The sequence below is a fragment of the Cupriavidus sp. OV096 genome, from assembly GCF_900115455.1.
Taxonomy (GTDB): domain Bacteria; phylum Pseudomonadota; class Gammaproteobacteria; order Burkholderiales; family Burkholderiaceae; genus Cupriavidus.
The window spans coordinates 596134-608668 of the sequence record NZ_FOWM01000004.1 but is presented as its reverse complement, the minus strand read 5'-3'; the positions used below and the strand labels follow the sequence as shown (position 1 = coordinate 608668).

Annotated in this window: 12 protein-coding genes; 1 reads left to right on the top strand and 11 read right to left on the bottom strand. The window is 69.0% G+C overall.

What is annotated here, in order from left to right; all coding sequences use genetic code 11:
- Positions 1-26: 26 nt before the first annotated feature.
- The 3 genes from BM115_RS12900 to BM115_RS12890 are packed head-to-tail and all read right to left on the bottom strand — an operon-like array spanning position 27 to position 2784.
- Positions 27-995, bottom strand: a complete 969-nt coding sequence (locus BM115_RS12900; protein ID WP_092294289.1) for a Bug family tripartite tricarboxylate transporter substrate binding protein — start codon at positions 993-995, stop codon at positions 27-29.
- Between the two features lie 58 nt (positions 996-1053).
- Complete coding sequence (locus BM115_RS12895) at positions 1054-1410, bottom strand: AtuA-related protein (RefSeq protein ID WP_092294287.1); 357 nt, start codon at positions 1408-1410, stop codon at positions 1054-1056.
- A gap of 12 nt (positions 1411-1422) precedes the next feature.
- On the bottom strand, positions 1423-2784 hold the full coding sequence (locus BM115_RS12890) for an acyclic terpene utilization AtuA family protein (RefSeq protein ID WP_092294285.1): 1362 nt from the start codon (positions 2782-2784) through the stop codon (positions 1423-1425).
- 112 nt (positions 2785-2896) lie between these two features.
- Between BM115_RS12890 and BM115_RS12885 the strand changes: the two genes are divergently transcribed.
- Positions 2897-3787 (top strand): LysR family transcriptional regulator, encoded by an 891-nt coding sequence (locus tag BM115_RS12885; protein ID WP_092294283.1) that lies wholly within the window; start codon positions 2897-2899, stop codon positions 3785-3787.
- Here the strand turns inward: BM115_RS12885 and BM115_RS12880 are convergent.
- The 8 genes from BM115_RS12880 to BM115_RS12845 all read right to left on the bottom strand — a co-directional run bounded on the left by BM115_RS12880 (position 3769) and on the right by BM115_RS12845 (position 12353).
- Positions 3769-4554 carry an SDR family oxidoreductase gene (locus BM115_RS12880; protein WP_092294281.1) on the bottom strand — a complete coding sequence of 262 codons (786 nt, stop codon included), beginning with the start codon at positions 4552-4554 and terminating at the stop codon, positions 3769-3771. The genes BM115_RS12885 and BM115_RS12880 overlap by 19 nt on opposite strands.
- Before the next feature lie 69 nt (positions 4555-4623).
- The gene (locus BM115_RS12875) at positions 4624-5772 is read right to left on the bottom strand and encodes an ABC transporter substrate-binding protein (RefSeq protein ID WP_092294279.1); all 1149 of its coding nucleotides are present in this window, start codon (positions 5770-5772) and stop codon (positions 4624-4626) included.
- Positions 5773-6083: 311 nt separating this feature from the next.
- Positions 6084-6596 (bottom strand): DUF1269 domain-containing protein, encoded by a 513-nt coding sequence (locus tag BM115_RS12870; RefSeq protein ID WP_092294277.1) that lies wholly within the window; start codon positions 6594-6596, stop codon positions 6084-6086.
- Positions 6597-6779: 183 nt separating this feature from the next.
- Positions 6780-8231 carry an acetate kinase gene (locus BM115_RS12865; protein ID WP_092294275.1) on the bottom strand — a complete coding sequence of 484 codons (1452 nt, stop codon included), beginning with the start codon at positions 8229-8231 and terminating at the stop codon, positions 6780-6782.
- A gap of 78 nt (positions 8232-8309) precedes the next feature.
- Entirely contained in the window at positions 8310-9470 is a 1161-nt protein-coding gene (locus BM115_RS12860) for a hypothetical protein (RefSeq protein WP_092294273.1), read from the bottom strand.
- Positions 9471-9484: 14 nt separating this feature from the next.
- Positions 9485-10183 carry a C39 family peptidase gene (locus BM115_RS12855; protein WP_092294271.1) on the bottom strand — a complete coding sequence of 233 codons (699 nt, stop codon included), beginning with the start codon at positions 10181-10183 and terminating at the stop codon, positions 9485-9487.
- Positions 10180-10635, bottom strand: a complete 456-nt coding sequence (locus BM115_RS12850) for a hypothetical protein (protein ID WP_092294269.1) — start codon at positions 10633-10635, stop codon at positions 10180-10182. Before BM115_RS12850 ends, BM115_RS12855 begins: the two co-directional genes overlap by 4 nt.
- Before the next feature lie 170 nt (positions 10636-10805).
- Positions 10806-12353 (bottom strand): hypothetical protein, encoded by a 1548-nt coding sequence (locus tag BM115_RS12845; protein ID WP_092294267.1) that lies wholly within the window; start codon positions 12351-12353, stop codon positions 10806-10808.
- Between the last annotated feature and the right edge of the window lie 182 nt (positions 12354-12535).

Below are 12535 nucleotides of genomic sequence, written 5' to 3'. Positions count from 1 at the left end.
GGCGTACCCGTTTCTGCGTGGGCGGATTACTCCGGCTGGATGTTCGCCGACTTGATGATCCGGCCCCATTTGGCCGATTCCTGACCCTGGAACTTGGCCAGCTCGGCCGGCGTGCTCGTGAACACCTCGGTCCCGGTTGACTGATAGAACGTGGACGCGGTGTCGCTCTTCGCCGCCTTCACCAGCAGCTGGTTGAGCTTGGTCACCACCGCCGGTGGCGTGCCGGCCGGTGCGTAGGCCGCGAACCAGTAGCTCATCTCGTAGCCCTTCACCCCTGCCTCGTCGATGGTCGGCACGTCCGGCGCCAGCGGCGAGCGCGCCTTGCCCGACACGCCCAGCGCGCGCAGCTTGCCCGACTTCACCTGCGGCAGGCCGGTAGCGGTGTCCGTGATCATCATCTGGATCTGGTTGCCGAGCAGGTCGGTAATCGCCAGCGGATTGCTCTTGTACGGCACATGCAGCAGCTGCACGTTGGCCATCTGCTGGAACAGCTCGCCCGCGATGCGCGACGACGAACTGCCGCTGCCGAAGCTCAGCTTGCCCGGCTCCTTCTTGGCCAGCGCGATGAACTCGCCCACGGTCTTGGCCGGCACCTGCGGGTTCACCACCATGATCTGGCCGCCCCGGCCCAGCGCCGTCACAGGCGCGTAGTCCTTCACGGGGTCGTAGGGCAGCTTCTTGAACAGGTGCTCGTTGGCCGCGTGGGTGGTGTTGGTGGTGATCAGCACCGTGTAGCCGTCCGGGCTGGCCTTGGCGACGTCGCTGGCGGCGATGAAGCCGTTGGCGCCGGGCTTGTTGTCCACCACCACGGTGACCTTGCTGTCCACGGTAATGGCCTGGCCCACGGCGCGCGCGAGCTGGTCCGTGGCGCTGCCGGCCGCGAACGGCACGACGAAGCGGATCGGCTTGTCGGGGTATTCGGCCCAGGCGCTGCCGGCCGGCAGGGCCAGGCAGGCGAGCGCGACCAGGGTAAGCGGGCTGCGGAATCCGTACATCGTTGTCTCCTCGATTTGTTGTAAGAGGTCGCTGGATCAGAAAAAAGCGAAGAATCGATCAGGAAGTGCCGGCGGCAAGGCGCGGCGGCACGGGAATCGGCAGGCCCAGCAGCAGGAACGCGAGCGCCTTGCCGTGCGTGTCGAGATTGAGGGCGTCGTTGACGCCGCCGTCGAGCACGCCATCGATGACGAAATTCATCGCCTGGATGGACGGCACGACGTAGCGCTTCACCGCCGTGGGCTGGCGGTGGGCGAACAGGGCCCGCACGGCGTCTTCGGTCACATGGGTCACGAGGTGATCGAAGTCGCGCGCGTCGTAGGCGATGACGCTGATATTGGAGCGGTCGCCCTTGTCGCCGGTGCGGCCGTGGGCAAACTGGTAGAGCGGGGCGGTGGCGGCGGTGGTGGCAGTCATGGCGGTCTCCGGTCAGGCAACGAGGACGTGGGTGGGCGACACCGCATCGCGCGGCACCAGGCACGACATCGCATTGAGCCGCGCGCGCAGCGCGGTGCGCACGCCGCCGCCGCCGGCCGGGCCGCAGGTGTAGAGCGCGTTGACCTCGCGCAGCAGCGTCTGGGCCACCGCCTTGTCCTCGTGGGCGAGCGCGGCGCGCAGGCGCACATCCTGCGCGGCGGCCTCGCCCGGCTGGGGCGCCGCCAGCATGGCGCCGCCATCGTCGGCAAACACGCTCAGCACGCCAATCAGGTCGAAGCGGATCGGCACATCGTGGCCGAGGCCCTGCATCCGCTTGCGCAGGATGTCGGCCGCCAGCCGGGCGCGCGCCGCCGCGTTGGGCCCCGCATAGGAAATCTCGCCCTCCGCGAACCATCCGCCCTGATAGAACAGGTTGGCCTTGAGTTGCTCGGGCCGGGGGTGGCCGTGGATGTTGCGCACCGCCACGCGGTCCGGGCCGATCTGGGACACGGTCACGGCGCCGATGTCCGCCACAACGTCCGGGGTCAGGTAGGCGCTCGGATCGTGGACTTCGTACAGCAACTGCTCCTTCACCGTGCGGAGGTCCACGCAGCCGCCAGTGTTGGCCGCCTTGAAGATCTCGATGCCGCCGTCGGCGTCGAGCTGGGCGATGGGGAAGCCCACCGCGTGCACGTCCGGCACGTCCTTCATGCCCGGATCGGCAAAGTAGCCACCGCTGACCTGGGCGCCGCATTCGAGCAGGTGGCCGGCCATGGTGGCGGCGGCCAGGCGGTCCCAGTCGTCCCAGGCCCAGCCGAAGTGCGCCATGGCCGGCCCCACGGCCAGGGCGGGGTCGGCCACGCGGCCGCAGACCACGACCTGCGCGCCGTCGCGCAGGGCATCGGCAATGCCGCGCGCGCCGATATAGGCGTTGGCGCAGACGAAGCGCGCTTCCGGGAAGGACGGGCCCACGATGCCGCGCAGCACGGCGCGGCCGGCGTCGTGCGAGAGGTCGTCGCCCTCCACCACGGCCACGCGCGGTGCCGCGAGGCCAAGCTGCGCCGCCAGGGTGCCGATACGGCGCGCCGCCGCGCGCGGGTTGGCCGCGCCGAAGTTGCCGACGATGGGGATGCCGTTGGCCAGGCACAGGCCGAGCACGGGCGTCAGGAGTTGGTCGAGCAGCGGCTCGTAGCCATGCTCGGGATCGCTGCGCCGCGCAAGTTGCGCCAGCGCCAGCGTGCGCTCGGCCAGCGTCTCGAAAATCAGGGCCGCCGGGCCGCCGGCGGCGATCAGCGTGCGCACCACGGGCAAGGCGGCATCGGTACGGTCACCGGAGAAGCCGGCGCCGGAGCCGATCAGCAGGGGAGCAGTCATGGGCGTTCGCGGAAGAGGGGGGAAGGCGATCCGATTCTAGGCTTCGCCGCTCCCACCATCAAACAGATCATTTGGATTAATCTATCGGTTCTGTGGATAAATCCCGCCCGCCATGATCCCGAACCTGTCGGTCAAGCACCTGCGCGCCTTCGTGGCGCTGGCCACGCACCGCAATTTCACGCGCGCGGCGCAGGCGTGCCACCTCTCCCAGTCGGCCTTCAGCACGCTGGTGCAGACGCTGGAGGAGCAGGCCGGCAGCCGGCTGTTCGAGCGCACCACGCGCCATGTGGAGCTGAGCGCGGACGGCCGCCGCTTCGAGGAAGTGGCGCGCCGGCTGCTGGCCGACTTCGAGACGGCATTCGAGGACCTGCGCGACCACGCCGAGCGCCGCAAGGGCCGCGTGGCCATCGCCGCGCTGCCCTCGCTGGCGGGCGGCGACCTGCCGCCGCTGCTCGCGGACTTCCATCGCCGCTACCCCGGCATCTCGCTGGAGTTGCACGATCAACTGGCCGATGGCTGCATCGATCTCGTGCGGCGCGGGCAGGCGGACTTCGCGCTGGCCCCGGCGCCGGCCCAGGATGCCGACCTGCGCATCGAGCCGCTGGTCCACGACAACTTCCATCTGGTCTGCCCGGCAGACCATCCGCTCGCGGCAAAGCGACGCATCGCGCCGCAGGCGCTGGCCGGGCTGCCCTTCATCCAGCTCTCCCGCACAAGCAGCGTGCGCCAGCACCTGGATGCGGCGCTGCATCCGCTGCGGGTCAATGGCGTGATGGAGGTGGAGCACCTGGCCACCGTGGCGGCGCTGGTGGAGGCGGGGCTGGGGGTCTCGGTGGTGCCGGCGCTGGCGCTGTTCCAGTTCCGGCGCGAGGGGCTGGCGGTGCGGCCGTTGCAGATGCCGTCGCTGGTGCGCGACATCTGCCTGGTGCGGCTCAAGGAGCGGGGCGATTCGGCCGCCGCGGCGGCGATGATCGACTGCCTGCGTCAGAAGTGGCCGAGGTAGCCGCCATCGACGGCCAGCACCTGCCCGCTGACGTACGATGCCGCCGGTGAGGCGAGGAAGACCGCCGCGCCGGCCACTTCGTCCGGCTGGCCCCAGCGGCCCAGCGAGGTCCGGTTGCGCAGCCATTCGGCGACCGTGCCGTCCGCCACCATCGACTGGTTCGGCTCGGTGGCGAAGTAGCCGGGCGCGATGGCGTTGACGGTGATGCCGTGGCGGCCCAGATCGGCCGCCATGGCGCGCGTGAGGGCGTCCAGCCCGCCCTTGGTGGCCGGATAGAGCACGTCGTTGGCGCGCGCCACCTGCCCGGCGATCGACGAGACATTGACGATGCGCCCGTACTGCCCGCGCTGCATCAGTTGCGCAGCGTGGCGACACAGCGTGTAGGGCGCGACGAGATTGGTCTCGAGCATGGCGCGCAGGTCACCAGCGTCGAGATCGACCATGGAAGCGCGGTTGCGGGTGCCGGCGTTGTTGACCAGGATGTCGAGCCGGCCCGGCCGGGTGGCGAGCGCCGCGAAGGTGGCGGCGACGGCGGCTTCGTCGGTGATGTCGAGCGGCAGGGCTTCGGCGCTGCCGCCACTGGCCTGCAACTGCGCCACGGTGTCTGCCACGCGGTCGGCGCTGCGGGCGCAGACCAGCACGTGGGCGCCGGCGGCGGCCAGGCCGGCGGCAATCGCGCGGCCAAGGCCCTGCGCGCCGCCGGTGACCAGCGCGACGCGGCCATCGAGCGAAAAGGGGGATGGGGAGACTGCGGTGGAAATCGGCATGCGGCGACTATACCGCAGCGCAGCAGCCGGAAAAACACCCCGGCATGGCGCCGGGGGTTCCCTGACGCGTCAGCGAATCAGCTTGCCCGTGGACGAGACGATCGACATCTCGACGAACGACGAGCCGGTGTGGCGCGTGGGGCTGTAGCTGATCAGGATGCCGCCGAGGTCGTAGTCGCGCAGGCCTTCCAGCGCGGTCACCAGCTTCTCCCGCGTGGGCTCCGGCCCCGCACGGCGCAGCCCTTCCACAAGCACCTTGGCCGACATGAAGCCTTCCATGCCCGCGTTGCTCGGCTCCACGTTCTGGGCCTTGGCCATGCTGCGGTACTCGCTGGCGATGCTCATCTGGCTGGAGTTCATGCCCGGCACCACCTGCGTGATGATGAGCCCGCGCCCGTCATCGCCCAGTTCCTTGATGAAGGAGTCGGCGGCGTTGTTGGAGAGCGTGACGAACTGCGCCTCGCTGCCGGCCCGCTTCAGTTCCTTGATGATGCGCGCGGCTTCCGAGCCCGAGCCGATCACCATCACGGCCTGCGGATTGGCCTTGTGGACGTTGGCCACGCCCTGGCCGATATCGCCCATCGGCCGGTTGAACGAGGCCGCCGCCGCCGGCTGCACGCCGCGCGCCTGCAGCGCGGTGGTGAAGCCTTCGAACACGTCCTGCCCGAAGCCGTCGTTGGCGTAGAAGATGGCGATCCGGCTCATGCCGGAGGTGGCGAGGTGGTTGATGGCGCGGGCCACTTCGTCCTGGTACTTGGCGCGCACGTTGAACACATAGCGGTTGACCGGGCGATGCAGCGTGATGGCGCCGGTCAGCGGGGCCACCAGCGGCACCTTCTCCGCGCCGATGATCGGCAGGATGCTCTCGTTCTGCGGCGTACCGCGCACCATGAACAGCGCGAAGACCTTGTCCTCGGCAATCAGCTTGCGGACGTTGTCGGGGGTGCGCTTGGCGTCGAAGCCATCGTCGTAGGTCACCAGCTCGATGCGGCGCCCGGCCACGCCGCCGTTGGCGTTGACGGTCTTCAGGTAGACCTGCGCCCCGGCGATCTGCTCCTTGACCGAGCCGGCTACCGGGCCGGTCACGCCGGCCGACTGGCCGATGCGGATGGTGCCCTTGCTGATCCCCGGTTCCGCGTGCGCGGTGTGCACCGCCACGGGCGCGACAAACCCCAGCGTGGCGGCAAGCATGCCGCACGCAAAGCTCCTTGCGTTCATTGTGACCCCTCCAAAAGCTGCTGGCTGACTAGTAATTTTTTGCCGCTGCGGCGCGCGGCGCGCCCCGTGAGGACGGCCGTGCGATGCCCGCAACTTACCTCAACGGGGGTAAATGTTCAAACATCCAGATGGGGAGGGTCGGGAGGGGTGTTGCTGCGGCAGCACACCGTTTGCCTGTAAAGCTCCGGGTGGCGGCGCGGGTGTGGCCGCAGCGTGGCGCACGACAAGCCGTGCGCCGGGGCGCGCCACGGGGGCGCGCAGGCTAAGCGTTGCAATGCAGCGAAGCGTTCCGCGAAGGGCCCAGGAAGGGCTCAGGGGAACGCCGGCACTGCGGGGTCCATCCCGGCGAAGCGGGCTTCCGGATGGGCGCGCTGGAGCAGCATCTCGATTTCCTCGATGCGGCCGCGCGGCACGTCCACCATCAGCAGCAGCTTGCCGGCCTCGATGTCCTTCTCGAAGGCGCGCAGCCGGCTGTTGGGGGCCGAACTGCCGATCATGCTCGAGGCCCAGGCCCCGAACACCGCGCCCAGCACGGCCAGCACGCCGACCAGGCCCCACTGCGGCGTGTCGCTGACGATAGGGAACATCGCCACCACCACACCGGCCACGATCCCCACGCCACCGCCCACCATCAGCCCCATCTCGGCGGCGTGGACGATGTCGGAGGTCTGGAACAGGTTCGCCTCATGCAATCCGGTCATGTCTGACCCATCGCGCGCCACGAAATGGATGTGGCTATTCTCGATGCGGGCCAGCAGCAAGTCGTCCATGGTGCGGCGGGCGCTTGGCAGGTCGGGCAACAACCAGAAGATGCGTTTGCGCATGGCTAGTCTCCTCTTCAGGCTCAGGCCGCCCCGGCTTGGGTATCCGTCGGTGCGGGACGGGATAGGTTCGTTCTACTCCGTTCGCAGACCGGTTGCAAGGCGCGCTGCGGCACGCTCCGTGGTGACGCGCGCTTGAAACATCGCGCATGCGCGCCGCGCGTCACCTCGCGCTATCTGCCTGCGTCAGAATGTGATCGGCAGGCGCAGCGTGACAGTCAGGTCCGGCGTGTCGCGGGTCAGGCCGGCACCCACCGACAGGTTCAGCGTGTAGCGTGGGCTGAAGCGGTACGAGTAGCCCACCAGCAGCGTGCCCTGCGTGATGCGCACCGAGCCCGGAATGGTCTGCCCGTTCTGCTTGGTCGGCCAGATGATGCTCTGGTCATAGCCGATACTGAACGAGGCATGCTCGTTCAGCGAAAGGCCCATGCCGAAGTTGAACTGGAAGATGTCCCCCGGGGCGATCTTGCCCAGCGACTCGGTCTGGCCGTTCAGCACGGTGCGGCTGACGTTGTCCCGCGCGAAGTTGTGCAGGTAGCTGAAGGTGCCGAAGAACACCGCCGGATCGGTCGGCAGCAGCCAGGTCACGCCCGGCTGGATCGCCTGGAAGCCGGTACCCGTCGGCATGCCCAGCGGCAGGCCGGTGCCGGTGGTATTGCTGACGCAGCGCGTCACGCAATCGGTCACCACTTCGAACGGATCTTTCCCGGTATTCGACTTGTAGCGGAGCCAGCCGATGAAGTACGGCATCTTCTCGTTGCCGTAGTTGAGCTGGTAGCGCAGCGTCGCCTCCACGTCGCCCAGGCCGTTGCCGCTGGAGTTGAACACGTTGTCGAACGCGCTGCCGGTGAAGACTTCCCGGCTCACGGTCTGCGACTTCGCGCTGACGTAGGGGACCTTGGCTTCGATCTCGAGCCGCTTGGTCAGGCCGTAGCGGAACGCCACCGCGCTGAGGTAGGTGGTGGTCTTCACCTCGCGCACATCGATCAGGCCGATCAGCACGGCCGGGATCACCGTGTAGCCGACCAGCGCCACGCGGTTGTTCGACGAATAGCCGTACTGGAAGCTCGGTTCCACCACCAGGCTGCCCTGGGCCGTCAGCACGCCAGGCTGGTCGAAGATCGGGGCGATCTCGGGCGGACGGCCGTCCGACACCGGCGCGCGGCCCACCGGCTCCTCGGCGCCGGCGAGGGACTCGCCCTGCTGGGCGCCCTGCGCCACGTTGTCTGGCGGGGCCTGGTTCTGCGGATCGCCCGGACCGGCAGGCTGCTGCTGGGCCTGCTGCTGCATGCCCTGCTGCACCGTGTTGTTGATCTGGGTGGCGCTGCTGCCGGCGGCCGCAGCAGCCGAGTTGGTGGACACATCGGCGCCGGTACGCTGGCCGCCGCGCTTGCGCGCGAGGGAGTCGGGGCTGATGGTATTGCGCAGCTCGCGGATGGTGGCTTCCTGCTCCGCCAGCGCGCGCTTCATGGCTTCGAGCTGCCGGGACTGTTCGGTCAGTTCCTTCTGCAGCGTCTCCAGCCGGGCGGCGGCCGGTGGCCCCGCGTCCGGCGGTGTCTGGGCGTGGCTCATGCCGCCCAGCAACAGCATCGTCGAGCAGCCGGCAAAACGGATGCCCTGCAGCGAACGCTTCTTCATGACGTCTTCCTCCCCCGGGGACGGCGGGCTGTCTCGCAGGAGCCCGCAACCTGTACCGCTTGTCCGCGTATTCGCGACTTACCTCATGCTGGCTGTCCTTTGGATGACACTGTTCAGCGCAGTATTTGCCATCTGCGTGCGGAACGCCGCCAGCGTGTTCACGCTGGCGTTGATTGTCATCAGGCTCTGGATGCTCTGGTTGTTAAGCGTATTCTGGATCACCGTGCTCGGCATGTTCGCCATCGCACCAACGTTGGCCGTATTGCCTGCGCCGTTCTGCACGACGTTCGACAGGCCATTGGTGGTCACCGTGCCGGTGGCCGTGGCCACGGCCTGCGAGGCCATGCCCGCCGCGCCCTGCGCCGTGGCATTGGCACCCTGCGCGGCTGCGTTGGCCGCTGCCTGGGCCGTGCCTGCCGCGCCCTGGGCGCTGGCGGCCGCGCCATTGGCCGTGGCGGTGGCCGACTGCCCCGCCGCGCCCGCCGCACCCTGTGCATTGGCGGCCGCGGCATTGGCGGCTGCCACGGCGCCGGTGGCGGCGTTGTTGGCGTTGGCTACGGCAGCCGCCACGCCGCCCAGCGTGGCTTGCAGCTGCTGCGCCTGCGCCGCCGTGATGCGGCTTACATCGGGAATGTTGATGCTGGTGGCCACGGCCAGCGCGCCGTTGACGAAGACCGCGCGGTCGATGCCGAAGCTGACCTGCAGGCCGGCCACGTCAAACCCGCCACGCTGTTTGTCGAGCCGCGCCTGCGCCACCGGTTTCCATTTGGCCATGCCGCCGCGTGCATCGGTCACCGGCGCGTCGGGGTCGCGCGTGGCAACGGTCATGGCCTTTGCCAGCGGATCCTCGGCTGCGCGGTGCTTCGCCGTGGGGGCCCTGGCCACCGGTCCCTCGGACGCAGGCGCTTGGGCAACAGGGACAACAGGGTTAGCGGAAGGTGCCGCCACGCGTTCAACGGGCGGCGGCACGGGGATATCGGCGGCCAGCTCCACTTGCGTGGGCATCGCTGGCAGATCGATGGCATGGGACACGGCCACGGCCGGGAGTTCCGGCGCTGCGGGCACGGTAGGGACGTCGGCGGTCGCGCTCAGCGCGATGTCGATTGCCGTATCGGGCATGGGCGCACCCATGTCGGCGTAGGCATTGCCGGCGCAGGCCAGACCCGCGCCCAGCAGGGCCATCGCCGCCGCACTGCCGGCTCTGCGCCGGAGTGCGGGTGAAGCGGTTGTCAGGACCATGACTGCTCCTCGACTCAGAAATCGTTCACGCCATGCTTGGGCATGACGGTGAAATACAGGCTGTCGCGGTTGATCCCCGAAGAGTAGGGGCCCGAGGGCGCGACGCGCCAGTCGGACACCAGATTGAAGCGCGCGTTTTCTGTGCGGTTGTGGATCACGAACAGCAGCTGGCTGTCCCAGATCCGCTCGAAATGCTCCCGCTCCAGCGCGCGCGTGCCACGTGCCGGATCACCGATCAGCACGCGGTTGCCCTTCACGCCCTTCACCACGACGAAGTGGTGATAGCCGTTCTCGACGATCAGCACGATCGCCGGTACCTGCGTTTCCTCCAGCTTGGAGAGCGGCAGTTCGTAGCCATCGGCCAGGAACCCGCGCGACTCCAGAAAGCGCTTCATGTCGAGCAGCGAGAACCCTTCGGCCCGAATCTTGGCCTGGTCGCCGTTGACGTACATGTTGGCAAAGACCACCTGCTCCGTGACCGGGTAGCCGTATTGGTAGGTCAGCAGCGTCGCGATGGCGGCCGAGCCGCAACTGAAGTCGAACTGCTGGCGGATGGTGGTGCGATACCGGGCCTCGCGGAGGCTGGTGACCGGCACGTAGTAGTTCTTGCCGCCGTCGGCGGGCACGTTGATGTAGTCGGCGCGGGCAGCGGAGAAGCTCCCCAGCGTCGCCGCCACGGTAGCGGCGGCCAGCAACAGGCGGCGCATGATCATTTGAACTGGACGTTGAGGATGGTCGCGTTCTGGATCAGCACGTTATTGCCCGAATTCTGGATCACGGTGGGCAAGCCCGCCGCGTTCGAGAACGCGCCATCGGAAACGATGTTGCTGCCAGACAGCGTGTTGATGGCGGCGTTGTCCGCCACGGTGCCGTGCAGGCGCATGTCGTTGACGACGAGTTCGGAGCCGCCGCGTACGCCGTCCAGCTTGTCGCTGCCAACCGCGCGTGCCGTGGTGCCGAACAGATTGTTCCTGGGTGCCGCGTCCGGCTTGACCGCCGTGACGCTTGCCGCTGCGCCGGCCACCGCGGTGGCTGCGCCCGATTCACTGCTGGCCACCGCCACGGCCGATGCCTCGGCGGTCGGTGGTCCTGCTACAGCCTGGGCGAACGGCCAGGCCAGGAGAGCTGTCGTGACTGCCATGACAGCGGAGCGATGCGAACACATGGTGCGTCTCCCTCTTGTTCCGACCTCGCGGCTCCCATCCGGGCCACGGTATCGGACCTCCCAGGCACCTCGACAGACAAGCATCCCGGCCCTTGCAGGCGCCGGGATACCCGTCATCTCGAATGCCAACCGTGCAAGCCTCCGGCCGAAGCCGGAGGACTCACTCGGACTTAGCGACCGGCATTCACGTTCGCCTGGACGTTGACGCTTTGCTGCACCAGCGACGCCATGCCGCTGTTCTGGCTGGCGATCATGACGCCTGCGGCGGATTGCCCGACGCTGGTCATGGTGTTGGACATGTTGAAGGCGCCAGCATCGACGACGTTGTAGCCGCCGTTGCCGCCAGCGCCGCCCACTGCACCGTTGCCGGTACCGCCCGCGCCGCCATTGCCCACGCCACCGGCGCCGCCTGCACCGCCCGTGCCCGATGCGGCACCCACAGCGCCGTTGCCGGCCGTGGCGCTACCGTTCGAGGCCGACGATGTGGCGCTGCCATTGGCCGCCGCGCCGCCCGTGCCGCCGTTGCCGGCAGTGCTGGTTTGCGCGCCGCCTGCGCCGCCCGAGGCCGTTGCCGCGCCAGCCGTGGCCGTTGCCGCACCGCCCGTGCCTGCGCCGCCGGCGCCGCCCGAGCCCGTGGCCGTGCCGCCCACTGCCGTCGAGGTGCCCGTGCCGCCGGCCGCGCCTGCGCCGCCCGTGCCCGAACCCGAGCCGCCCGTGCCGCTACCGGCACCACCGCTCGCCGATACCGCACCGGTCGTGCCCGTGCCGCCTGCGCCGGCCGTGGCCGTGCTGGAGCCACCAGCGCCATCGCCGCGCTCTCTGGCCGCGCTGCCGGCACCGCTGCTGCCGCCCAGTGCCGCGGCTGCGCCCAGTGCCCCGCCGCCAGCGCCCAGTGCGCTGCCGCCGGCGCCCAGTGCGCCACCGCCACGGCCACCGTCGCCGCCAATCGCGCCGCTGTAGCCGCCGCCAGCACCCGCAAGGGCCGAGCCGCCACGGCCACCCACGCCAAGGCTGGCGCTGAGGGAGCTGCCGCCGCTCGCGCGGGCGTTGCCGCCATCACCGGCGCTGCCGCTGGCGTTGCCGCCACGACCGCCATTGCCTGCCGTGGCGCTGCCATTGGTAGCCGCGCCGTTGGTAGCGCTGCCGTTGGTGGCGCTGCCGCCCGAACCGCCCGAGCCGCCATTGCCGCTATTGCCGCCGTTGCCGCCATTGCCGCCGCTGCCGCCTTCGCCGGTCCCGCCAACCCCACGGCCGCCTGCACCACCCGTAGCGCCATTGGCATTGCCGCTGTTGGTGGCATAGTTGCCGATGTTGCTGATGGTATTGCCGGACACCGTGCCGCTGAGTCGGCTGACGGCGATGGCCTTGGTCGAGTTGAAGGAGTTGGCGATCGACGACGTGGCCGTGCCGCCATTGGCCGCCGCGGCATTACCGTAGCCATCCACGCTCTGGCGAACGCGGGTGCTGACGCGGGTGGACGTCTTGTTGAGCGTCAGCGTGGCAGTCCTGTTCGAAGTCCTGTTGGTGGTAGTGGTGCTGTTGTCCTGAGTCGCAGTGGAATTTTCGTTGGCGTTGGCGCCATCGCCTTGGGTGGAAGTTGCGGTGGCGGTCTGCGTGTTGTCGCCCTCGCCCGAGTCGTTGTTGGTTGTCGGGTTCGCATAGGCCTGGCTACCAAAGAAGGCCAATGTGATCGCCGACGCCAGTAATGTCTTTTTCATACGATGCTCCCAGGAAGTTTGTGCTGCGGCTCAGCCTCCGGCCGGCGCTCTCGAGAACATCGGCTGGAGGTTCAGGTCCGGCACGGGACCAGACCAGCCTCCCCTTGCGCACAAACAGTGCCAGCGGGCGCCCCGCGCCGTGTAATCCGTTGAAATACAAGGGCTACCAACCGGTGAGCGGG

Coding starts and splice junctions, on each gene's coding strand:
- BM115_RS12875 (WP_092294279.1), bottom strand. CDS start 5,772: ATGAACGCAAGGAGCTTTGCGTGCGGCATGCTTGCCGCCACGCTGGGG.
- BM115_RS12845 (WP_092294267.1), bottom strand. CDS start 12,353: ATGAAAAAGACATTACTGGCGTCGGCGATCACATTGGCCTTCTTTGGT.
- BM115_RS12890 (WP_092294285.1), bottom strand. CDS start 2,784: ATGACTGCTCCCCTGCTGATCGGCTCCGGCGCCGGCTTCTCCGGTGAC.
- BM115_RS12850 (WP_092294269.1), bottom strand. CDS start 10,635: ATGTGTTCGCATCGCTCCGCTGTCATGGCAGTCACGACAGCTCTCCTG.
- BM115_RS12880 (WP_092294281.1), bottom strand. CDS start 4,554: ATGCCGATTTCCACCGCAGTCTCCCCATCCCCCTTTTCGCTCGATGGC.
- BM115_RS12860 (WP_092294273.1), bottom strand. CDS start 9,470: ATGGTCCTGACAACCGCTTCACCCGCACTCCGGCGCAGAGCCGGCAGT.
- BM115_RS12885 (WP_092294283.1), top strand. CDS start 2,897: ATGATCCCGAACCTGTCGGTCAAGCACCTGCGCGCCTTCGTGGCGCTG.
- BM115_RS12865 (WP_092294275.1), bottom strand. CDS start 8,231: ATGAAGAAGCGTTCGCTGCAGGGCATCCGTTTTGCCGGCTGCTCGACG.
- BM115_RS12895 (WP_092294287.1), bottom strand. CDS start 1,410: ATGACTGCCACCACCGCCGCCACCGCCCCGCTCTACCAGTTTGCCCAC.
- BM115_RS12870 (WP_092294277.1), bottom strand. CDS start 6,596: ATGCGCAAACGCATCTTCTGGTTGTTGCCCGACCTGCCAAGCGCCCGC.
- BM115_RS12900 (WP_092294289.1), bottom strand. CDS start 995: ATGTACGGATTCCGCAGCCCGCTTACCCTGGTCGCGCTCGCCTGCCTG.
- BM115_RS12855 (WP_092294271.1), bottom strand. CDS start 10,183: ATGATCATGCGCCGCCTGTTGCTGGCCGCCGCTACCGTGGCGGCGACG.